Origin of the sequence: Pseudomonas sp. KU43P (assembly GCF_033095865.1) — a bacterium.
Taxonomy (GTDB): Bacteria; Pseudomonadota; Gammaproteobacteria; order Pseudomonadales; family Pseudomonadaceae; genus Aquipseudomonas.
Genome location: NZ_AP019365.1, coordinates 2,199,733 through 2,220,541 on the forward strand (window position 1 = coordinate 2,199,733; position 20,809 = coordinate 2,220,541).

Sequence of the window (20,809 nt, forward strand, 5' to 3'; positions counted from 1 at the left end):
TGATTATGTGTAATTTTATCGAATGCGGAGTTCCAACATGCCAAAAATGAAAACCAAGAGCGGTGCTGCGAAGCGCTTCCTGAAGACCGCTTCCGGCTTCAAGCACAAGCACGCTTTCAAGAGCCACATCCTGACCAAAATGTCGACCAAGCGTAAGCGTCAACTGCGTGGTAGCAGCCTGCTGCACCCGTCCGACGTTGCAAAAGTCGAGCGCATGCTGCGCGTACGTTAATTCTGGTCAAAGATAGAGGAAGTTACTCATGGCTCGTGTAAAGCGCGGCGTTATCGCTCGTAAGCGTCACAAAAAAATTCTGAAACTGGCTAAAGGTTACTACGGTGCACGCTCGCGCGTATTCCGCGTAGCCAAGCAGGCAGTCATCAAGGCAGGCCAATACGCCTACCGCGACCGTCGCCAGAAGAAGCGTCAGTTCCGCGCACTGTGGATCGCTCGTATCAACGCCGGTGCCCGCACCAACGGTCTGTCCTACAGCCGTCTGATTGCTGGCCTGAAAAAGGCGTCGATCGAAATCGACCGTAAGGTTCTGGCTGACCTGGCAGTGAACGAAAAAGCGGCGTTTGCTGCAATTGTCGAGAAAGCTAAAGCCGTTCTGGCTTAAGTACCCACGACAATCATCCGTCAGCGCGTTGCGCTGGCGGGTGTAAAACGTCATCGATAGGGGAAGAGCCTTCAAAGCTCTTCCCCTATTTTCGTATCTGGAGTCTGTACATGGAAAACCTGGATGCGCTGGTCTCCCAAGCCCTTGAGGCTGTGGAGCGCGCTGAAGACATCAATGCCCTGGAACAGATCCGGGTTCAGTATCTCGGCAAGAAGGGCGAACTGACCCAGGTAATGAAGACCCTGGGCAACCTGCCAGCCGAAGAGCGGCCGAAAGTCGGCGCGCTGATCAACGACGCCAAAGAGCGCGTTACCGAGGTGCTCAACGCACGCAAGGCAGGCTTCGAAGAGGCCGAGCTCAGCGCTCGCCTGGCCGCCGAATGCATTGATGTGACCCTGCCAGGTCGCGGCCAGGCCACCGGTGGCCTGCACCCGATCACCCGTACACTCGAGCGCATCGAGCAGTTCTTCACCCACATCGGCTACGGCATCGCCGAAGGCCCCGAGGTCGAAGACGACTACCACAACTTCGAAGCGCTCAACATCCCCGGCCACCACCCGGCCCGGGCGATGCATGACACCTTCTACTTCAATGCCAACATGCTGCTGCGCACCCACACCTCGCCGGTGCAGGTGCGGACCATGGAGTCCACCCAGCCGCCGATCCGCATTGTGTGCCCGGGCCGTGTCTACCGCTGCGACTCGGATATCACCCACTCGCCGATGTTCCACCAGGTCGAAGGCCTGCTGATCGACCGCGACATCAACTTCGCCGACCTCAAGGGCACCATCGAAGAGTTCCTGCGGGTGTTCTTCGAGAAAGAACTGGCCGTGCGCTTCCGCCCGTCGTTCTTCCCGTTCACCGAACCGTCCGCCGAAGTCGACATCCAGTGCGTGATGTGTTCCGGCAAAGGCTGCCGCGTGTGCAAGCAGACCGGCTGGCTGGAAGTGATGGGCTGCGGCATGGTGCACCCGAACGTGCTACGCATGTCCGGCATCGACCCGGAAGAATTCCAGGGCTTCGCCTTCGGCATGGGCGCCGAGCGCCTGGCCATGCTGCGTTATGGCGTCAACGATTTGCGTCTGTTCTTCGACAACGACCTGCGGTTCCTGGCCCAATTCCGCTAGGCCCAATCGACGCAATTTCTAGGAGAACAGCATGAAATTCAGTGAACAGTGGCTGCGCGGTTGGGTAAACCCGCAAGTCTCCCGTGACGAACTGGTCGCCCGCCTGTCCATGGCCGGCCTGGAAGTCGACAGCGTGACCCCCGCTGCCGGCCAGTTCAGCGGCATCGTCGTGGGTGAGATTCTCGCCACCGAACAACACCCGGACGCCGACAAGCTGCGCGTGTGCCAGGTCAGTAGCGGCCAGGAAACCTTCCAGGTCGTGTGCGGCGCGCCCAATGCACGCCCAGGCATCAAGATCCCGTTCGCCATGATCGGCGCCGAACTGCCAGGCGACTTCAAGATCAAGAAGGCCAAGCTGCGCGGCGTCGAGTCCTTCGGCATGCTGTGCTCGGCCGCCGAGCTGCAGATCAGCGAAGAGAACGACGGCCTGCTGGAATTGGCCGCCGACGCCCCGGTGGGCCAGGACATTCGCCAGTACCTGAACCTGGACGACGCCAGCATCGAGATCGGCCTCACCCCTAACCGCGGTGATTGCCTGTCCCTGGCCGGCCTGGCCCGCGATGTCAGCGCCCTGTACAACGTTTCGGTTACCCGCCCGGTCGTGCCTGCTGTAGCGGCCGCCCACGACGAAGTGCGCCCGGTCGAAGTCTGCGCCCCGGCCGCCTGCCCACGCTACCTGGGCCGCGTGATCCGCAACGTCGACCTGTCCAAGCCGACCCCGCTGTGGATGGTTGAGCGCCTGCGCCGCAGCGACGTGCGCAGCATCGACGCCGCCGTCGACATCACCAACTACGTGATGCTTGAGCTCGGCCAGCCGATGCACGCCTTCGACCTCGCCGAAATCAACGGCGGCATCCGCGTACGCATGGCCGAAGAGGGCGAGAAGCTCGTCCTGCTCGACGGCCAGGAAGTCGCCCTGCGCGCCGACACCCTGGTCATCGCCGACCACACCCGCGCCCTGGCCATTGCCGGCGTGATGGGTGGCGAGCACAGCGGCGTCAACACCGAGAAGACCCGCGACCTGTTCCTGGAAAGCGCCTTCTTCGAGCCGATTTCCGTCGCCGGCAAGGCCCGTTCCTACGGCCTGCACACCGATGCCTCGCACCGCTACGAGCGCGGCGTCGACTCGCAGCTGGCCCGCGAAGCCATGGAGCGCGCCACCGCCCTGGTGCTGGAAGTCGTCGGCGGTGAAGCCGGCCCGATCGTCGAAGCCGTCAGCCAGCAACACCTGCCGCAAGTCGCCCCGGTGACCCTGCGCGCCGAACGCATCACCCAGATGCTCGGCATGGAGCTGGACGCCACCCAGGTCGAGCAGATGCTCAACGCCCTGGAGCTGACCACCACGGCCGACGGGGCAGGGCAGTGGACTGTCAACGTCCCGAGCCACCGCTTCGACATCAGCCTGGAAGTCGACCTGATCGAAGAGCTGGCACGCCTGTACGGCTACAACAACCTGCCGGTTCGCTACCCGCAAGCCCGCCTGGCCCCGCAAGCCCGCCCGGAAACCCGCGGCGAGCTGCCGAACCTGCGCCGCCTGCTGGTGGCCCGTGGTTACCAGGAAGCCATCACCTACAGCTTCATCGACCCGAAACTGTTCGAGCTGTTCGCCCTAGGCGTAGAGCCGCTGCTGCTGGCCAACCCGATCTCCAGCGACATGGCCGCCATGCGTGCGTCCCTGTGGCCGGGCCTGGTCAAGGCGCTGCAGCACAACCTCAACCGCCAGCAAGACCGCGTGCGCCTGTTCGAAAGCGGCCTGCGCTTCGTCGGCCAGCTGGGCGACCTCAAGCAGCAACCGATGATCGCCGGCGTCGTCACCGGCAGCCGCCTGCCCGAAGGCTGGGCCAACGGTCGCGACAGCATCGACTTCTTCGACGTCAAGGCTGACGTGGAAGCCCTGCTGGGTTATTCCGGCGCCCTGAGCGACTTCACCTTCGTCGCCGGTAAGCACCACGCCCTGCATCCAGGCCAGACCGCCCGCATCGAGCGCGACGGCAAGGAAGTCGGCTACCTCGGCGCCCTGCACCCAGAACTTGCAAAAGCCCTGGATCTGGACCGCCCGGTGTTCGTCTTCGAGCTGGTATTGGGTGACGTGGTCGAAGGCCGCCTGCCGAAATTCAGCGAACTCTCCAAGTTCCCGGAAACCCGTCGCGACCTGGCTTTGATCGCAGGACGTGATGTAGCTTCTAGTTCCGTGCTTGAAGTAATTCGTGACAATGCAGGCGAATGGCTTACAGACCTCAGGCTGTTTGACGTCTACCAGGGTAAAGGCATTGATCCTGATAGAAAAAGCCTGGCCGTCGGCTTGACCTGGCAGCATCCATCGCGCACTCTTAACGACGATGAGGTGAACACTACCCTGCAAAACATCCTCACCTCGCTTGAACAAAGGTTGAACACCACGTTAAGGAAATAACGGCATGGGTGCTCTGACGAAAGCTGAGATGGCCGAAAGGCTGTACGAGGAGCTGGGGCTTAACAAGCGTGAGGCCAAGGAGCTGGTCGAGCTGTTTTTTGAAGAAATTCGGCACGCACTTGAAGAGAACGAGCAGGTCAAGTTGTCCGGTTTCGGCAACTTCGACCTTCGCGACAAACGCCAGCGGCCGGGCCGCAACCCCAAGACAGGGGAAGAGATCCCGATCACTGCACGGCGCGTCGTCACCTTTCGTCCAGGGCAGAAGTTGAAGGCCCGGGTTGAGGCCTATGCTGGAACCAAGCCATAACGACGAACTGCCTCCCATACCGGGCAAACGCTACTTCACCATTGGTGAAGTGAGCGAGTTGTGTGCCGTAAAGCCACACGTGCTGCGGTATTGGGAGCAGGAGTTCCCTCAGCTCAACCCCGTGAAGCGGCGGGGCAATCGGCGGTATTACCAGCGCCAGGACGTGCTGATGATCCGCCAGATTCGCGCGCTGCTTTATGATCAGGGGTTCACCATTGGTGGGGCGCGGTTGCGGCTCTCCAGTGATGAGGTGAAGGATGAGTCCAGCCAGTACAAGCAGCTGATTCGGCAGATGATTGTTGAGTTGGAGGATGTGCTGGTGGTGTTGAAGAAGTGACCTGGTTGGCGATGAGTGGAAATTTTTGAAAAAAAAGCTTTCACTTATCAGGAGGTTAGGGTACATTCTTCAACGTTCTCGGCAATATTGAGAACGTGCTTCAAAGCCCAGTCGGGGCGTAGCGCAGCCCGGTAGCGCACTTGCATGGGGTGCAAGGGGTCGAGTGTTCGAATCACTCCGTCCCGACCAACATATTCAGTGACTTAGGCCATTTCCGAAAGGGGTGGCCTTTTTCATGTGCGTGACTTTTGCGTGAGTTCTCTGTATCCGGCCTTTTCTGTGGAACTCCCCGAATAGCCTTTCGGCCGCCTCTTCGTAAGCAGCTGACGCGTCCTCAACCCTGGCGAATAGACCCAGATTTATCTGTTTCCGGTTTTCCACGATGTAGGCGCGGAATTTACTTAATCGAGCAATAAAGCTGACGCCTTTGAACCGGCTTGTGTTGTTCCTCCTCATTCCGGTGTTTCTGGAAGGGTCCAGCCTACTGGCGTGCCGGAGATTCGCGCCACGTACCAGTTGCGGGGGCGGCGCGACCATCCAGAGTGTCAGCTACAAGAGTATGTTCTAAGCCGGATTGACCGTGAGGTATACCCAGTCTGAGCCGCATGACGCTCTGCTTTTCAACTTAGGTAAGTGATGAGGCGTGCTGGTGTACGTCACGACATTTGCTGTCTCTATCAGATCGAGAGTCGTCCGCGCGGCGCTCGATCTGACAGTCCCACAGGCGCAGACGATGCCTGAATCGGGAGGTTCTATTACATTGCTCGTTTTGGACTGGACTAGTCCATACCTGTTAAGCGCGTCACGCCGTTGTCATTCATCCTTGTTAAGCTGCGACGCCCATCTCGCGGCACAAGGAGATCCACGTCGTGATCCCAGCCAAAACCCGCAAACATTTCATGCTCCGCTCCGCCAACATGCGCAGCGATGACTTCGCTTCGCTGTTCACCCAGCTCCATGGCAACCTTTACGCCGACATGCCGCGCCTGGCGGAGGACGTTGTCATTAGCGGTGTCTACGGCCGTTACGAGGGCATGAGCGTGCGGCGCATGCACTACCAGGGCGATTTCACGTTCGTGCTGCCCACCCCGCAGGATGAGATCACCTTCGTACTCCCCACGGCCGGCAAGATCATTTTCGATCACCGTGGCGAGTCGATTGGCGGGGCCCAGGTGGGGCTGGCCGTCGACAAGAAAGACCTGCGTTCCATGCGTTTCACCGAGGGCCATGCCCAATGCGGCATGTCGCTTTGCCGTGGGCTGTTTGCCAAGCGGTTGTCGACGCTGCTGGAACGGCCGTTGGCCGAGCCGATTCGTTTTGCCCCGGTGGTAGACCTCAATGTGCCGGCGTTCCAGGGTATCCGGGCGTTGCTGGAAATGGCCACGGGCACGGAGTTCGATCACTTGCTCAACAGCGGTTTGCTGATGCCGCAGCGTTTGCAGGACATGCTGGTCGATGCCCTGCTGGAGGCCTGGCCGCACAATTACAGCGAGGCGTTGCGCAGGCCCACGCCATCGCTTGCGCCGCGTCATGTGAAGTTGGCGATGGCGCATATCCGTGAACATCCCGCCAGCCAGGTCAGTGGCAGTGAACTGGCGGCGTTGGCCAATGTGAGTTTGCGGGCGCTGCAGGAGGGGTTTCGGCGCTTTACCGGTACTTCGATTGTCGGCTATCAGCGCCAGGTGCGGCTGGAGCAGGCGCGGCAGGTGCTGGCGAGCGAGGAGGGTGGGTCGGTGGCGGAGGTGGCCTTGCAACTGGGGTTCAGTAATGCGGGGCGGTTTACCCAGTATTTTCAGCAGGCATTTGGGGTGAGCCCGGCGCAGGTCAGGCGGGGGCAGCTGTAGGCGTGGATGAATCCGCGCCTACAGGAGGGTTTCGGGAAAGCTTCAGAAGGCGTAGCTGGCCTTGAGGCTGCCGCTTACGCCGTGGCTGTCTCCGCCGCCCAGGGCTGCCACCTCGGCGCCGACGCTCAGCGGGCCGAGGTTGGCCATCAGGTTCACGCCGGCGTTGAACTGGTCGCGGTTGTCGAAGGCTGCGCGTTGCTCGATATCCAGCCCCAGCAGGTGGCCTTCGCTGTCGACCTCCTGGTCGCCGAGGGCGTGGTCGTAACCCACCTCGACCCCCGGAACCAGTTGCCAGCTACCCATGGCAATGGGGGTGAACGATGCCTTGACGTTGGCGAACGCACTGCGGCGGGTCTCTTTCAGGTCGTCTACCTGCAATGCCAGTTCGCTACCCTTTTCGGTGAAGCCGGAAAGGTCTACACGGCTTACCCGCATGCCCAGGCTCGGCTCCAGCACCAGGCCACTGGTGTTCATGCGATAACCCAGCGCCAGGCTGCCGCCGGCCAGGGTGCCGTGGCTGTCACCTTTGGCAGTGCCCAGGCCACCGCCCAGTTCGCGCTTGCTGCTGTAGTCGAGGTAGCCGGCGCTGGCGTTGGCGTCGATGAACAGGCCTTGCTCCAGGCTGCCGGGGGCGAAGCGGGTGCCGAGGCGCAGGAAGGTCAGATCGGTGTCGGCCTCGCCGCCGGCGCCGCCGACGTTGCCCTTGCTGTAACCGAAGCCGGCATGGGCGCTGAGCTGTTCGGAAAAGCGCTGGGTCATGCCAATCATCAGGCCTTGGCTGTGCTCGTTGCTGCTGGCGGCATGGGCCGAGCCGTCGGTGCCCAGGTAGCCGGCCAGCGCCGTGCTCCACAGGCGTGACTGGCCGACCTTGAGGTCGCTGCCATCGGCAAACGGGGCGGCTGCACGGTCGATCATGCTCGCCTGGCGCAGCAGGTAGCTGGCGGCGTCGGCGTGCACCTGGCCGCCGACGGTGGACTCGACGCCGCCCAGGGTGCCGGCGTCGATGGCCGATTGCAGGTAGTAGTTGTAGGCGCTGTAGGTACCGGAGAGCGCGGTGTCCTGCAACTGCCCGAGCAGGCGCGCACCGGCTGCGGCGTTGCCTTGCAGGCCGGCTTCGCCGGGCAGGGTGTTGTAGCGCACCATCTTGCCACGCAGCACGTAGATCGTTTCCTGGCTCAGGCCCAGGCCCTGCTTGAGGTAGTTGTCCATGCTGCCGTACTCGGCGGTCACTTCGTCCAGGCCGGCCTGCAGGTAGCTGGCATCGACACCGATCAAGGGTGCGTAGATGGCGGCCATGCTCGGTGGCATGTGGGCCAGGGTCGCGGCCATGCGCGCGGCGGTGTAGTCGTTGGTGGCCAGGTAGTTTTGCATGATCGTCGCGTCATCGACCCCGGCGATGCTCTGCAGCACTGCGGCCGTCCAGCCGGTGCGGTCCTTGCCGGCAGTGCAGTGGAACACCGCTGCGCCATCGGCGCTGGCCAGCTCGTTGAACAGCTTGGTGAATTCCCCGCGCATGCCGGCGTCGCTGACGAAGGCGCGGTTGGTCTCCTCCATCATGGCCCGCGCTTCGGCGGCGCTGGAGAACGACATGTTGGTGATGTTCGCGCCTGAGGTGGTGTTGCCGATGATGTCGATGTTGGTGTAGCGGGCGCCGGCCGGCACGTTGTCGGGGGTGGCGGCGATTTCGCTGGGGGTACGCAGGTCGAACACATCGCTGATGCCCAGGCCGTTGAGCGCGGCCATGTCGGCGGCTGTCGGGGTCAGGGCATTGGAGCGATAGAACACGCCGGCACGCATCACGCCATCATGGCTTGTGCTGTAGGGTGCGGTGGTGCCAGCCACGTCGCGGAAGTTGTCCATGCCGGCCAGGCGCGGGGTGTCGAGCGCATCGGCGGCGTGGGCGGCGGAGACGGCGAGGGTAAGCAGGGACAAGGAACAGAGCAGACGTTGCGACACGGGAATGGCCTCGAGAGGGGGAGTGGGTGTGGCTACTCTCGCCAGGCTAGATGAAACCTTATGTGACGAAGCGGGGGCCTGTACCAAAGCCTGCGCGATGTGTCCGGTGCGTGCGTTTTCTGTCTGCAAAGGGCCTGTTTTACTTGAAGAACTGGCTCGGGGTTATGCCGAACTGGCGCTTGAACATGCTGGCGAACGCGCTGGGGCTGTCGTAACCCAGGGTGCCGGCCACGTCGATGATGCGCTCGCCCAGGGCGATGCGCTCCAGTGCCTGCATCAGCCGCGCCTGCTGGCGCCACTGGCCGAAGGTCATGCCGGTTTCCTTGCGGAACAGGCGCTGGATGGTCTTTTCATCGATGCCCAGGTGCAGGCCCCAGTCGGCCACCGTGGAGGGGTCGTCCGGCTTGTGCTGCAGTGCCGAGCAGATCGTTCGCAGGCGTGGGTCGCTGGGTTGCAGCAGCTTCAGCGGCAGGGTTGGCAGCACGCAGATCTCGTCGAGGATCAGGCGCATGATGCGCGCCTGGCGGGAGTCTTCGGCGAAGGGCCCGGTGAAGTCCACCGAGGCCTTGATCAGTTCGCTGAGCAGCGGCGAGATGCTGATGGCCTTGCTCTGCTGCGGCAGTGGCGCTGCCGTGTCGGGGCGCACGAACACGCTGCGCATCTTCACGTCACCCACGCAGCGGATGGCGTGCACCTGGCCGCAGGGCATCCAGATGCCGCGACTCGGCGGTACCGTCCAGCGTTCGGCCTGGGACTCCACGATCATCAAGCCCTTGATGGCGTAGATCAGCTGATGCTTGGCATGCGAGTGCGGCGCGATGTACCAGTCCGGCGGGTAGTCGGTGGCGCGGCTGCCCACTTCCCAGGACCATTCATCGACCTCAACCAGCATGTCTTTCAAGGGCTTGACCATGGTGCTCCCGTGTAGCCGCATCAGCGCGTCGCCATCTTAGCAGCAGGTGGCCGGCCGCGCTTTCGAGCGGGTCGCCGGCAACAGCGCGGTGGCCAGCCCAAGCAGTGGCAGGAACGCGATCGCCTGGTACACCCATTCGATGCCATGCCGGTCCGCCAGCTCGCCAAGCCCCGCAGCGCCGATGCCGCTGATGCCGAACATCAGGCCGAACATCACCCCGGACACCATGCCGACCCGGCCGGGTACGGCTTCCTGGGCATACACCACCAGGGCCGCGAAAGCCGAGGACATCACCAGGCCGATGATCACTGCCAGCACCGCTGTCCAGGCCAGGTTGGCGTGGGGCAGGGCCAGGGCGAAGGGGGCCACGCCGAGGAAGGACACCCATATCACCGCCTTGCGCCCGATGCGGTCGCCCACCGGCCCGCCGGCGAAAGTGCCCAGGGCCACGGCGGCGAGAAACACGAACAGGTAGAGCTGGCTTTGTTGCACGCTCAGGCCGAAGTGCTCGATCAGGTAGAAGGTGAAGTAGTTGGTGAACGAGGCGATGTACACGAACTTGGCGAACATTAGCACCGCGATCACCCCGACCGCGCGCCACATGGCGCCCTTGGACAAGCCAGGGGCCTGCTGACCGGCGAAGGTCTTGAGCCGGGTCTGGCCGTGGCGCACGGTCCAGCCGGTGACACGCAGCAGCACGCACACTGCCAGCGCTGCGGCCAGCATGAACCAGGCGATGGCCGTTTGGCCGTGGGGGATGATGATGGCGGCGGTCAGCAGTGGGCCGATTGCCGAACCGGTATTGCCGCCGACCTGGAAGGTCGATTGCGCGGTGCCGAAGCGCCCGCCGGAGGCCATCCGCGCCACCCGCGAGGCTTCGGGGTGAAAGGTGGCCGAGCCGACGCCGACCACGGCGGCCGCCACCAGCAGCATGCTGTAGCTGTCGGCGAAGGCGAGCAGGGCGATGCCGACCAGGGTCACCAGCATGCCGGCGGGCAGCAGGTAGGGTTGCGGGTGCTTGTCGGTGTACATGCCCACCCAGGGTTGCAGCAGCGAGGCGGTGACCTGGTAGATCAGCGCAATCCAGCCGATCTGGGCGAAGCTCAGCGAGAAGTCGCTTTTGAGCATCGGGTAGATCGAAGGCAGCACGGCCTGGATCAGGTCGTTGAGCAGGTGGGCGAAGGCGGCGGCACCGACGATGCTGACCAGGAAACCCTGGGGTTGGTCGGTGGGCGTGGAGGGCGAGGCCATGGTGGCGGCTGGAGTCGTCATGGGCGAGGCTCTTTTCGTGTGGAGGCAAGGCATTGCGGCTGGAGAATAGCCAGCGCTGCTTTTGTCTGTCTCACGTCGAACAGGCACTCACTAGCGCGTTTCGGACATCAGATTGTGGCGGCCCTATCGCCGGCCTGCTCGGCACAGAGGTCGGAAATCAGGCTGGAGGGGTAGCTTGATCTGGGCGCAGAGGCATGTCTACCCGGCGATGACCGACGAACAGATCGCGCCGCTGCTGGTCGCCGCTGTCGGCGAGATGGCGCTCTGAACGTGCGCTAGAGCGACGCGTCTTTTCTGGCCATCCACTTGAGCAGCGCAGCAATCGGCACGCGGCGGTGCACTTCGTGACGTTGCAGTGCATCGCCGTTGCCATAGCGCTCGCGATAGCGGCTGACGATCAGGTCGCGACCATCCTCCGATACCCGTGCCTCCAGCTCATGCAGCAGTGCTTGCTCTGCGCCACTCTCCAGGCGGCGAAATAGCAACACCGGGGGTTGTAATACGTCATTCATCGCTTAGCTCCAGGTGATGCGGCGGCCGTTCAAGCTGGCGGTGAGGTTGTGCATGCATTGGGGGGTGAAGTCCGTGAGGTGCTTGCAACCCCGGGCGACCGGCGCCAGCGCAGGGTCGCCGACACTACGGTTGAAGGCGAAGATGGCGCGGTTGACCGGCTCGGCAGGGTCGCTGATCTGGTAGGCGGTGTGCCCGTAGCCACTGGCCGGTGGCCGCGCGCTGTAGCCTCCGGCGGCGAGCAGGGTCAAGGCGAGTACCGAGTTGCGGGCTGAAAACCAGGCAGAAAATGACAGGGGCATGGGGCTCATTCCAGGCAAGAACTGCTGCCAATGCTGCAGGTGATTGATTGCCTGGGCATGTCCGAAATGTCTCCGCGCAGACACTTTATTGCCGCATTGAAATATATGACGAACGCCTGATGATGGCTTTACAGTACGCCTTACTTACCTCTGTTCGCGGTGCCCGGCGTGAGTCATTTGCTGATTGTCGACGATGATGTCGAAGTGCTCGACCTGTTACAGAAATTCCTCCGTCAGCACGGCTATGAAGTCGATGTGGCCGTAGATGGCGACGGGCTATGGCAGGCGCTCGAACGGTGCGTGCCGGACTTGGTGATTCTTGATGTGATGCTGCCGGGCGACAGTGGCCTGGTGCTGTGCCAGCGCCTGCGCGCCGAGTACCAGGTGGCGGTAATCATGCTGACCGCCATGGGCGAGCTGAGCGATCGGGTGGTCGGCCTGGAGTTGGGCGCGGATGACTACCTGACCAAGCCTTTTGCTGCCCGCGAGCTGCTGGCCAGGGTGCGCGCAGTGCTGCGCCGGGCGGGCGAGAGTGCGCACGGGCCGGTGGGCAACCCGCGCACTTTCCTGGAGTTTTCCGGTTGGCAGCTGGATGTGGTTCGGCGTGAACTGCGCTCGCCAGAGAACGTGATGATCCCCTTGTCCACCGGCGAGTTCGAGCTGCTGCTGGTGTTCGCCGAACACCCGCGGCGGGTGCTCAGCCGCCAGCAGTTGCTGGACCTGGCGCGGGGCGAGTCCCACGAGGCCTATGATCGCAGCATCGACGTGCAGGTAAGCCGGCTGCGTCGCAAGCTTGAAATCGATGACGACAGCGAGCCGTTGATCCGTACCTTGCGCAATGCCGGCTACCTGTTCACCGCCAACGTGAGCAAGCGATGAGTTGGCTTGCCTGGGCACGCAGGGCGCTGCCTTGGCCGCGCATCACGATTGCCCGCTGGATTGCTCTGACCACCTTGGCGGCGATGCTCAGCTTGCTGCTGCTCAAGGGATTGTTCAGCCTGGTGATGAGCGTATGGGCACAGCCGCCATTGCTGGAAAGCGGCTTGATCGAGAAGTTCGCCACCGTGACGCGCATGCTCGATGCCGCCCCCGTGGCCCAGCGTACGACCCTTGCAAGCGCGGCGGGCGATGCGTCGTACCGCGTGCAATGGTTCCGCCAGCGCGACGAGTCGGGCCTTCCGGCGTGGGTTGAAAAGGATTCGCACAAAGGTGCGGCAATCCTGCGTGAGTTGTTGCATCGCCAGCAGGTGCAGATCGAGGTGTTCGGGCCAGAGGATATGCCAGCGCAGAGCGCGCCACGCGGCTACGCCTTGTTGATTCAGTTGTCGGACGGCTCTTGGCTGCAATTTCACGTGCTCGACCGCAGCTGGGGCCTGGATGAGTTGCCGCGCAACGTGATCGTCCTGGTATTGATGATGGTCTCGAGCCTCGCAGTGGCCTGGTTCGCTGCGCGTTACCTGGCCGACCCGCTGGAGCGCTTCACCGTAGGCGCGCGGCGCTTTGGCAAGGACTTCAACGCACCGCCGATTCCGGTGGTCGGCCCCCACGACCTGCGCCAGGCCATACTCGCCTTCAATGCCACCCAGGCCCAGCTCAAGCACTTTATCGATGACCGCACGCAGATGCTGGCGGCGATCTCCCACGACCTGCGCGCACCGCTCACACGCATGCGCCTGCGCGGCGAATTCATCGAAGACGCCGAACTGCAGGCGAAGCTGTTCAAGGACGTGGACGAGATGCAGGCGATGGTCGACGCCGCCCTGCAATTCTTCCGCGATGATGCGCGGCTGGAGCAGGCGACTGCGTTCGACCTGGGGGGCTTGTTGCTCACCGCAGTGGACGACTACAAGGACGCTGGGGTGGATGTCGGCTACAGCGGGCCGCAACGCTACGTCTATGTCGGCCGGCCGATCGGCATCAAGCGGGTGGTGGTCAACCTGCTCGACAACGCCGTGAAATATGGCCGCGAGCCGGCAATCCAGCTCACGGTCGATGCCGAGCAAATCGTCATCCGCGTGCTCGACCGTGGGCCGGGCATCGCCGAGCACCTGCAGGAACAGGTGTTCGAGCCGTACTTTCGCATCGAAGGCTCGCGCAACAAGGATACCGGTGGCGTGGGCCTGGGCCTTCCCGCAGCACGCGCCATCGTGCTCGAGCAGGGCGGCAGCATGACCCTGAGCAACCGCCCGGTGGGCGGGCTCGAGGTCAAGGTCACGCTCCCCGTTGGCTGACCGCCATCAGAGCCCCAGGTCGCTGAGCCCGGGGTGATCGTCCGGGCGCCGGCCCAGGGGCCAGTGGAACTTGCGCTCCGATTCGGCGATTGGGTGCTCGTTGATGCTCGAATGGCGGTGCTGCATCAGGCCGTCGTCGGCAAACTCCCAGTTCTCGTTGCCGTAGGCCCGGAACCACTGGCCGCTGTCGTCGTGATATTCGTAGGCATAGCGCACGGCGATGCGGTTGCCGGTGAAGGCCCACAGCTCTTTGATCAGGCGGTATTCCAGTTCGTGGTTCCACTTGCGTACCAGAAAGGCCTCTACCTGCGCACGGCCACGGGGAAACTCCACGCGGTTGCGCCAGACGGTATCGGGCGTGTAGGCAAGCGCCACCTTGGCGGCGTCACGGCTGTTCCAGCCGTCTTCGGCCAGGCGGACTTTTTCGATGGCGCTGTCGCAGGTGAAAGGGGGTAATGGAGGGCGGGACATTGCGAGGCTCCTTGGCGATGGTGGGCACCAAGGAGCGTAGTGCCTGGGAGGCTGATTTGAGAAGGGCTGCGGTGGGCACTTCAAAATTGCGGCTGGCGGAACAATGCCGGTCTGCTTCAGGAGGTCATTCGCTGCCTACTTCGTCCATGTAGGCCTTGAAGAACCCGTCAGGACCCTCCTGCGTACGATACTCAAGAGGGCCGCCTCGGTGCGTTGTACTTCAGGCTGCGCCGGCCAGGGCCTTGTCGGCCACCTTGCCGCGACCGCCCAGCCACACCAGCAGCAAGCCAGTGGCCGCCAGCATGCCGCCGGCCATCGGTACGGCCGCGTAGCCCAGGTTCAGGCTGATCACGCCGCCCCCCAGGGCCGCACCCACGGCATTGCCGAGGTTGAACGCGCCGACGTTGATCGACGAGGCCAGGCCTGGGGCCTCGGCGGCGGCGGTCATGACCCGCATCTGCAGCGGCGGTACCACGGCGAAGGTGAACACGCCCCACACCAGCAAGGCGATGGCCGCGCCGATGTGGCTGCCGAGCACCAGCGGCATCAGCAGCATGATCAGCGCCAGGGTGCCGAGGAAGATGCGCGCAGCCCCGTCCAGCGACCAGTCGGCCAGGCGCCCGCCGAGGCTGTTGCCCAATGTGAAGCCGACCCCGATCAGTACCAGGCCGAGGGTGACGAAGCTGTCCGAGGCCCCCGTCAGCTCAGCCAGCACCGGCGCCACATAGGTGTACAGGGTGAACATGGCCCCGGCGCCGAGCACCGTGGTGGCCATCGCCAGCAGGACGTTGGGGCGAGCGATCACTGCCAGTTCCTTGCGCACGTGGGGCACGCTGCCGCGCTCACCCTTGGGCAGGGCATACCACAGCGCGGCCATGGCCAACAGGCCCAGCACGGCGGTGCCGGCGAACGCCATGCGCCAGCCGACCTGCTGGCCGATCCAGGTGGCTGCTGGCACGCCGCCGATGTTGGCGATGGTCAGGCCCATGAACATGGTCGCCACGGCGCTGGCCTGCTTGTCCTTGGGTACCACGCTGGCGGCCACCACCGCGCCGAGGCCGAAGAAGGCCCCGTGGTTGAGGCTGGTGACCAGACGCGAAGCGAGCAGGGTGTAGTAGTCGGGCGAGAGTGCCGACAACAGGTTGCCGAGGGTGAAGATGGCCATCAGCGCCATTAGCGCGGCGCGCTTGCCGAAGCGGCTGAACAGCAGGGTCATGATCGGTGCACCGACCATCACGCCGACGGCATAGGCGGTGATCAGCATGCCGGCGCTGGGGATGCTGACATCCACGCCTTGGGCGATCACGGGCAGCAGGCCCATCGGGGTGAATTCGGTGGTGCCGATGCCGAAGGCGCCAATGGCCAGGGCAAACAGGACCCGTTTAGGAGAAAGCGTGCTCATCGGGAGCTCCGGGTTGAAGGTGAAATGATGCGGTCGTGCGGGAGCAATCAGTCCCACACCGGGGCCAGGTTGTCCGGGCTGACTTCCCGCCCGTTGCGTTCGAGCGTGGCGATCTGCGCCATGTCCTCAGCATCCAGGCGCAGGCTGCGGGCAAGCAGGTTGCTGGCCAGGTTCTCGCGCTTGGTGGACGACGGAATCACCGCATAGCCCAGCTGCATGGCCCAGGCCAGCGCCACCTGGGCGACGGTGGCCTTGTGCTTGTTGGCGATGGCGGTGAGCACCGGGTCATTCAGTACCTTGCCGTAGGCCAGGGTCATGTAGGAGGTGACGGTGATGCCCTGCTCCTGCAGGAAGGCCGCCAGTTTGCGGTTCTGCAGGTAGGGGCTGAGCTCGATCTGGTTGGTGGCGATTTCACCGTTGCAGACCACTTCGATGGCTTGCCGGGTCAGGTCGATGTTGAAGTTGGAAACACCGATCTGGCGGGTCAGGCCCAGTTGCTTGGCTTGAGCCAGTGCGCCCATGTATTCGCGCAGCTCGACGCCGTTGCCCGGCGCCGGCCAGTGGATAAGCAGCAGGTCGACGTGGTCGGTGCGCAGCTTGCTCAAGCTTTCGCGCAGGCTCGGTACCAACTTGTCGGCGGCGTAGTTGTCGACCCAGATCTTGGTGGTGATGAACAGCTCGCTACGCGGCACGCCGCTTTCGGCGATGGCCTGGCCGACTTCGGCTTCGTTCTTGTAGATCTGCGCGGTGTCGATGACCCGGTAGCCCAGCTCCAGCGCGGACTTGACCGAATCGATGACGGCCTGGCCAGTGAGGCGGAAGGTGCCGAGGCCGAAGGATGGAATGCTCATGGGGGCTGCTCCTGAATTTAGCGGGCCGTGGCCCGGACACTGTTTCGAGTGACGAGGAGTGTGCGCGTTTCATTGCCTGGGATTAAGGTGCACGTCGGCCAAGGTCATTTGCGCTGTGGTCACGAATTAGCGTAGCGGTCGTGCAAAAGGTACATAGATATGGCCAAGGAACAGCCCCTATCAGGTCAGCTGCCGTTCTCCTTCACGAACGGACCCGCGCGCCATGACCGATTCCCCGATTGCCAAGGATTCCATCGATGCTTTCATCGCCCGACAATTGCCGAGCTGGCTGACCGGCGCAGCACCTGAGCTGCTGGCACAGTTGCGTATTTGCGCAACCCGCCAGCAACAGGTCCAGGCCCAGTTGAAACCTTTGCTGTGTGCTGTCGAACCCTTGGACAGCTTCGCCGAGCCGCTGCTCAGGCAAGCCTTGGCCAATGCAGGGTTAGCCGAGGTAAATCCGCGCAGTGCTCAGCTGAAAATACAGTATCTGCGGCTGAAGCCACCGATTTCCCCAAGCTTGCCTCTTCACTACGAAAGCACCGAGCAGCGCCGGACACTGCTCGCGGCCGCGCTGCATAATTTCCACCAGCGCGAGACCACAAGCGCAGGTTTCGCCCCTGGCTCAGGCCTGCTGGATGCGAACGGTCAGCCGCTGGCCATGGCCCCTGAGCGCTTCGCCGAGCTCTGTCGCACCCTGGACCTTGGCACGCAATATCAACACCATCTGAAGTCGCAGCTTCAAGACGGTGCAACAGGGCAAGCTGTCGCGGCGGCCATGGAGCAAGCCTTGCGCATCAACCTTGAAGTGTCCGCTGTGGTTGCCAGGGTCCGCAACGAGATCGACCAGGCTACGCTCCAGCCCATCCTGAACATGCTTGCCGAGCAACCGGCAAACCCGCTCGGCGCTGCGACGCTGCACTGCCACAGTGTGCGCTTGCTGGGCAAGCGGCTGATCGGCGCGCTGGCCATGGAACTGCGCCAGGCAGGTAAGCTGCTCGGTGTGGTCGCCTGGCTACCGGATGACCCTTATGCCCCTCTGAGCTGGCACGCCAGCTGGTCTTTGCTGTACCTGACCCTGGGTTTGCGCCTACGCAGTGGTGGTTACCGCATTTACATCCAGCGCCTGATCGCCGAGCGTGATCGGGTCGGTTTCAACACCGTACTCAAGGCGCGCCTGGCCACGGGCGGCAACGATGTGCCACTGGAGGTCGATGGCCGGCATTTCGCAATTGAAGGTGACGTGTTTGCCAGCCTGCGTCGGGAGCAGCTCGACAAGATGCTGGATGACGCTCGGGTGCTGGCAGTGCCAACCGGAGACGAAGACAGCGAGGACCGCCGCGCCCGTTTGCATGCCTACCTGGAGTTGGGGCTGGACTTGTTGGGGCTGGCGGCGTTCTTTGTGCCGGGGCTAGGCGAAGTGATGCTCGGCGTCCTCGCGGTGCAGATCGCCAGCGATGTTTATGAGGGCTATGAAGATTGGCAACTGGGAGACCGGGATGCTGCTTTGGGGCATCTGTTCAATGTCGCCGAAACCGTCGCGCTGGTTGGCATCACTGCCGGCGCTGCCCATGGCCTGGGCAAGCTTGCCCAGCGGGTGAGCAAAGTCGACGGCCTGCTGCCGGTGGCCCTTGCCGATGGCCGACTGCGCCTGTGTGACCCTGGCCTGCCAGGTTATGCGGTGGAGGAGGGCGAGCAGGCATTGGATGTAGGCCAGACCATTCACCAGGGTATTCGACAGCACAGGCGCCTGCACGAAGGTGTGTATGTGGTGGCACAGGATTCGGCCGGCGGCGACTGGCAAATCCGCCACCCTACCCAGCCCGATGCCTATTCACCACGCCTGGAACACAACGATGCGGGGGAGTGGCGGCATGAGTTGGAACGCCCGCGCTACTGGGATGACCCTGTGTATCTGGTGCGGCGTTTGGCCAGCCGCACGGCTGCGATCAGTGAACAAGAGGCGCAGAACGCGCTGCGCAGCACGGGCTTCGATACCAATCGCCTGCGTCGCCTGCACCTGGAGAACGCCCCGCCGCCCGCACGGCTGCTGGATGCTATCGAACGTCAGCAGTTGCACGCGCGTTATCCGCAAGTGCAAGGGGACGCGTTCGAAGAGATCTTCAACAACCGCCAGGTCCATCCGCAGCCTGCCGACCAAGTGTTGATGCGCGACTTTACCGGCCTTACACCGCGCTGTGCCCGGGAAATCGTCGAGCAGGCCAACAGTGTCGAACTGGACAGCCTGCTGAACGCCCAACGTGTGCCCTTGAGCCTGGCTGAGCAGGCACGCTGGGCCGTACGCGACAGCCGGCTGGACCGCGCGTGCGCCGCCTTGTACCAAGAGGGAACGATCGCCGAGGGTGTTGAGCTAGACCGGGAAGCGCTGGCGAAGCAGATCGGCCTGGCGCCTGTCGGGCAGGGTATACGCCCACCGCAACGATTGTTGGACGGGCGCCTGGGTTATCCGCTCAGCGGTCGCGGCCAAGGTAGCCGCCAGGCACTTCGGCAGGGTTTGGGGCAACTGTTCCCGCTGCTTGACGATGCCCAGTTGGCGCGTTACCTGGAGGATTTGGTACAGCGTCAGGTGGACCCTTGGCAGCACTTCAGCCAGTTGCGCCGGGCCCGAGAAAGCCTGCAGCAAGCCTTGCATGCCTGGCGTAATGAGCCGGGCCAAGGCTTAATCCGCCGCCTGCGCCGCGCCTGGGTGGCCAGGCGTATCCTCGGCAGTTGGCGGCGCATGTACCCGGGCACGGTGGAGGGCGACTTTCACTTGATCATCAATGGCGATCATGTGGGAGGGCTACCGACAGTGCCCGCAGATGTGGACTTCAGCCACATAAGCCACCTGACCCTGCGCGACATGCAACTGGACGCCATCGATGCCTCCCTGTTCGCGCGGTTCTCAGGTGTTCGCAATCTGGACCTGAGGGACAATCAGTTGTCTCGTCTGCCTGCTGGGATCGAACAGATGAGCGGGCTGAGAAGCCTGCTCCTGGGCAACAACCGCATTGTGCTCTCCGCCGAGGACAACCTGCGTTTGAGCCAGCTTCGTGGTCTGCGGCGCCTGGATCTGAATGACAACCCCATTGGCATGTCGCCCTCCCTGGCGTCTTTCACGCAGTTGCGTCGCTTGTCCTTGCGCCGGACCAATGTGCGCGAGTTGCCGGCAGACGTGACCGTCCATGCCAACTTGCAAGCCCTGGACCTGCGTGACAACCGGATCAGTGAGTTGCCGAACGCTCTTTCGGGTTACTCGCCGCGTTTGTTGCGGCGCCTGCATCTGCATGACAACCCGCTCACCGAGGAAAGCGCGCTACGTTTACAGCGCGCGCGGGCCAGTGCCGATGCAGGTACGTCGGCTGGCTTCGTTCATTCGCAAAGCGACGGCTCCCCCCACGAATCATGGCTGCGCGGATTCACACCGACTCAGCGTGAACAGCGGCTGGCGCAATGGCAGCGTGTCCAGCGCGAGCGGCGATCCGGGGACTTGATGCGGTTCTTCTCGGACCTGCTCGATACCCGCGAGTACCACAACCAGCCCCGCGATGTGCAGGCGCGGGTGTGGCATATCATCGAGGCCTGCGAGCAGCATGCCGAGGTGCGCACCCGGCTGTTCGAACAAGTGAGCGGGCCACGAACCTGCAGCGATCAGTTTCTGATGACACTCAGCGAGCTGGAAGTCGGTGCACTGGTCGCCAGAGCCAATGCACAGAGCGCGGGGCTTCACACTGAGCAGGCGCTGGTAAGCCTGGGACGTTCGCTGTACCGGCTGGACCGGGTGAATGCCATCGCCGCCCGGCAGGTGGCCGTACTGGGGGTGAACGACCCGGTGGAAGTTTACCTGACGTATCGCGTCAGGCTGGCGGACAGCCTGGATCTACCTGCCCAGCCGAGTAACCTGGCGTTTCAGTCCTTCAGTGGAATAACTGCGGCGGACCTCGGGGCCGCCCGGGCCGAGGTGCTGAGGGAGGAAACCACCCAGGCATTGGCCGAGGCACTGGCTGACCGGGAATTCTGGGTGGAGCATCTGCACGCGCAGCATGCCCTGCGCTTCGAACAGATGAACGTACCCTTTCACGAGCGTTTGGATGCATTGACGGAGCAGGCGCCGACGATGGCCGATCAGGCTTATCTGCAGCAGGTGGAGCAGATCGTCGTGGCGCGTGAGGCGGCGGAGCGCAACCTCATCGTTGAGTTGAGCCGCGAGGCGGTGTTGCGTCAGGGCTGGCAGATCGGTTGATGCGGGAGAAAGG

18 protein-coding genes and 1 tRNA gene are annotated in these 20,809 nt (G+C 63.4%); 11 read left to right on the plus strand and 8 right to left on the minus strand.

Going from position 1 to position 20,809, the window contains the following annotated elements:
- Nucleotides 1-37 precede the first annotated feature (37 nt).
- The 8 genes from rpmI (at nucleotide 38) to KU43P_RS10055 (ending at nucleotide 6,645) form a co-directional block, all read left to right on the plus strand.
- Nucleotides 38-232, plus strand: coding sequence for a 50S ribosomal protein L35 (gene rpmI, locus KU43P_RS10020; protein ID WP_009394045.1), 195 nt, complete (start codon nucleotides 38-40; stop codon nucleotides 230-232).
- Nucleotides 233-260: 28 nt separating this feature from the next.
- Entirely contained in the window at nucleotides 261-617 is a 357-nt protein-coding gene (rplT, locus tag KU43P_RS10025) for a 50S ribosomal protein L20 (RefSeq protein ID WP_003250671.1), read from the plus strand.
- A 110-nt stretch (nucleotides 618-727) separates the two neighbouring features.
- Complete coding sequence (pheS, locus tag KU43P_RS10030) at nucleotides 728-1,744, plus strand: phenylalanine--tRNA ligase subunit alpha (RefSeq protein WP_176514290.1); 1,017 nt, start codon at nucleotides 728-730, stop codon at nucleotides 1,742-1,744.
- A 31-nt stretch (nucleotides 1,745-1,775) separates the two neighbouring features.
- On the plus strand, nucleotides 1,776-4,157 hold the full coding sequence (gene pheT, locus KU43P_RS10035) for a phenylalanine--tRNA ligase subunit beta (RefSeq protein WP_317662720.1): 2,382 nt from the start codon (nucleotides 1,776-1,778) through the stop codon (nucleotides 4,155-4,157).
- Nucleotides 4,158-4,161: 4 nt separating this feature from the next.
- Nucleotides 4,162-4,464: an integration host factor subunit alpha gene (gene ihfA / locus KU43P_RS10040; protein WP_003250679.1), complete on the plus strand. Its 303-nt coding sequence runs from the start codon at nucleotides 4,162-4,164 to the stop codon at nucleotides 4,462-4,464.
- The gene (locus KU43P_RS10045) at nucleotides 4,445-4,801 is read left to right on the plus strand and encodes a MerR family transcriptional regulator (RefSeq protein WP_008100384.1); all 357 of its coding nucleotides are present in this window, start codon (nucleotides 4,445-4,447) and stop codon (nucleotides 4,799-4,801) included. The genes ihfA and KU43P_RS10045 overlap by 20 nt, the downstream gene beginning before the upstream one ends.
- Before the next feature lie 112 nt (nucleotides 4,802-4,913).
- Nucleotides 4,914-4,990, plus strand: a tRNA-Pro gene (locus tag KU43P_RS10050).
- 680 nt (nucleotides 4,991-5,670) lie between these two features.
- Complete coding sequence (locus tag KU43P_RS10055) at nucleotides 5,671-6,645, plus strand: AraC family transcriptional regulator (protein WP_317662723.1); 975 nt, start codon at nucleotides 5,671-5,673, stop codon at nucleotides 6,643-6,645.
- Between the two features lie 42 nt (nucleotides 6,646-6,687).
- Here the strand turns inward: KU43P_RS10055 and KU43P_RS10060 are convergent, their stop codons facing one another.
- From KU43P_RS10060 to KU43P_RS10080, 5 genes are all read right to left on the minus strand, one after another.
- Nucleotides 6,688-8,601: a tyrosine-protein phosphatase gene (locus KU43P_RS10060; protein WP_317662724.1), complete on the minus strand. Its 1,914-nt coding sequence runs from the start codon at nucleotides 8,599-8,601 to the stop codon at nucleotides 6,688-6,690.
- A 139-nt stretch (nucleotides 8,602-8,740) separates the two neighbouring features.
- Nucleotides 8,741-9,514, minus strand: coding sequence for an AraC family transcriptional regulator (locus tag KU43P_RS10065; RefSeq protein ID WP_317662726.1), 774 nt, complete (start codon nucleotides 9,512-9,514; stop codon nucleotides 8,741-8,743).
- Nucleotides 9,515-9,550: 36 nt separating this feature from the next.
- Nucleotides 9,551-10,786: an MFS transporter gene (locus KU43P_RS10070; protein ID WP_317662728.1), complete on the minus strand. Its 1,236-nt coding sequence runs from the start codon at nucleotides 10,784-10,786 to the stop codon at nucleotides 9,551-9,553.
- A gap of 275 nt (nucleotides 10,787-11,061) precedes the next feature.
- Entirely contained in the window at nucleotides 11,062-11,298 is a 237-nt protein-coding gene (locus KU43P_RS10075; protein WP_317662730.1) for a hypothetical protein, read from the minus strand.
- A gap of 3 nt (nucleotides 11,299-11,301) precedes the next feature.
- Nucleotides 11,302-11,598, minus strand: coding sequence for an MlaA family lipoprotein (locus tag KU43P_RS10080; protein WP_411567237.1), 297 nt, complete (start codon nucleotides 11,596-11,598; stop codon nucleotides 11,302-11,304).
- A gap of 168 nt (nucleotides 11,599-11,766) precedes the next feature.
- Between KU43P_RS10080 and KU43P_RS10085 the strand changes: the two genes are divergently transcribed.
- Together KU43P_RS10085 and KU43P_RS10090 are read left to right on the plus strand one after the other, a co-directional pair.
- Nucleotides 11,767-12,477 carry a response regulator gene (locus KU43P_RS10085; protein WP_317662732.1) on the plus strand — a complete coding sequence of 237 codons (711 nt, stop codon included), beginning with the start codon at nucleotides 11,767-11,769 and terminating at the stop codon, nucleotides 12,475-12,477.
- Nucleotides 12,474-13,829 carry an ATP-binding protein gene (locus KU43P_RS10090; RefSeq protein ID WP_317662733.1) on the plus strand — a complete coding sequence of 452 codons (1,356 nt, stop codon included), beginning with the start codon at nucleotides 12,474-12,476 and terminating at the stop codon, nucleotides 13,827-13,829. Before KU43P_RS10085 ends, KU43P_RS10090 begins: the two co-directional genes overlap by 4 nt.
- A 6-nt stretch (nucleotides 13,830-13,835) precedes the next feature.
- Here the strand turns inward: KU43P_RS10090 and KU43P_RS10095 are convergent, their stop codons facing one another.
- From KU43P_RS10095 to dkgB, 3 genes are all read right to left on the minus strand, one after another.
- The gene (locus KU43P_RS10095; protein WP_317662735.1) at nucleotides 13,836-14,300 is read right to left on the minus strand and encodes a DUF1348 family protein; all 465 of its coding nucleotides are present in this window, start codon (nucleotides 14,298-14,300) and stop codon (nucleotides 13,836-13,838) included.
- Between the two features lie 220 nt (nucleotides 14,301-14,520).
- Nucleotides 14,521-15,702, minus strand: coding sequence for an MFS transporter (locus KU43P_RS10100; protein WP_317662737.1), 1,182 nt, complete (start codon nucleotides 15,700-15,702; stop codon nucleotides 14,521-14,523).
- Between the two features lie 47 nt (nucleotides 15,703-15,749).
- Nucleotides 15,750-16,553, minus strand: a complete 804-nt coding sequence (dkgB, locus tag KU43P_RS10105) for a 2,5-didehydrogluconate reductase DkgB (RefSeq protein ID WP_317662738.1) — start codon at nucleotides 16,551-16,553, stop codon at nucleotides 15,750-15,752.
- A gap of 223 nt (nucleotides 16,554-16,776) precedes the next feature.
- Between dkgB and KU43P_RS10110 the strand changes: the two genes are divergently transcribed.
- Nucleotides 16,777-20,796 (plus strand): NEL-type E3 ubiquitin ligase domain-containing protein, encoded by a 4,020-nt coding sequence (locus KU43P_RS10110; protein WP_317662740.1) that lies wholly within the window; start codon nucleotides 16,777-16,779, stop codon nucleotides 20,794-20,796.
- Nucleotides 20,797-20,809: the final 13 nt, after the last annotated feature.

Excerpts from the sequence above, each read along its gene's own strand:
- rpmI (WP_009394045.1), top strand. The coding sequence starts at position 38 with ATGCCAAAAATGAAAACCAAGAGCGGTGCTGCGAAGCGCTTCCTGAAG.
- rplT (WP_003250671.1), top strand. The coding sequence starts at position 261 with ATGGCTCGTGTAAAGCGCGGCGTTATCGCTCGTAAGCGTCACAAAAAA.
- pheS (WP_176514290.1), top strand. The coding sequence starts at position 728 with ATGGAAAACCTGGATGCGCTGGTCTCCCAAGCCCTTGAGGCTGTGGAG.
- pheT (WP_317662720.1), top strand. The coding sequence starts at position 1,776 with ATGAAATTCAGTGAACAGTGGCTGCGCGGTTGGGTAAACCCGCAAGTC.
- ihfA (WP_003250679.1), top strand. The coding sequence starts at position 4,162 with ATGGGTGCTCTGACGAAAGCTGAGATGGCCGAAAGGCTGTACGAGGAG.
- KU43P_RS10045 (WP_008100384.1), top strand. The coding sequence starts at position 4,445 with ATGCTGGAACCAAGCCATAACGACGAACTGCCTCCCATACCGGGCAAA.
- KU43P_RS10065 (WP_317662726.1), bottom strand. The coding sequence starts at position 9,514 with ATGGTCAAGCCCTTGAAAGACATGCTGGTTGAGGTCGATGAATGGTCC.
- KU43P_RS10070 (WP_317662728.1), bottom strand. The coding sequence starts at position 10,786 with ATGACGACTCCAGCCGCCACCATGGCCTCGCCCTCCACGCCCACCGAC.
- KU43P_RS10075 (WP_317662730.1), bottom strand. The coding sequence starts at position 11,298 with ATGAATGACGTATTACAACCCCCGGTGTTGCTATTTCGCCGCCTGGAG.
- KU43P_RS10080 (WP_411567237.1), bottom strand. The coding sequence starts at position 11,598 with ATGCCCCTGTCATTTTCTGCCTGGTTTTCAGCCCGCAACTCGGTACTC.
- KU43P_RS10090 (WP_317662733.1), top strand. The coding sequence starts at position 12,474 with ATGAGTTGGCTTGCCTGGGCACGCAGGGCGCTGCCTTGGCCGCGCATC.
- KU43P_RS10095 (WP_317662735.1), bottom strand. The coding sequence starts at position 14,300 with ATGTCCCGCCCTCCATTACCCCCTTTCACCTGCGACAGCGCCATCGAA.
- KU43P_RS10100 (WP_317662737.1), bottom strand. The coding sequence starts at position 15,702 with ATGAGCACGCTTTCTCCTAAACGGGTCCTGTTTGCCCTGGCCATTGGC.
- dkgB (WP_317662738.1), bottom strand. The coding sequence starts at position 16,553 with ATGAGCATTCCATCCTTCGGCCTCGGCACCTTCCGCCTCACTGGCCAG.
- KU43P_RS10110 (WP_317662740.1), top strand. The coding sequence starts at position 16,777 with ATGACCGATTCCCCGATTGCCAAGGATTCCATCGATGCTTTCATCGCC.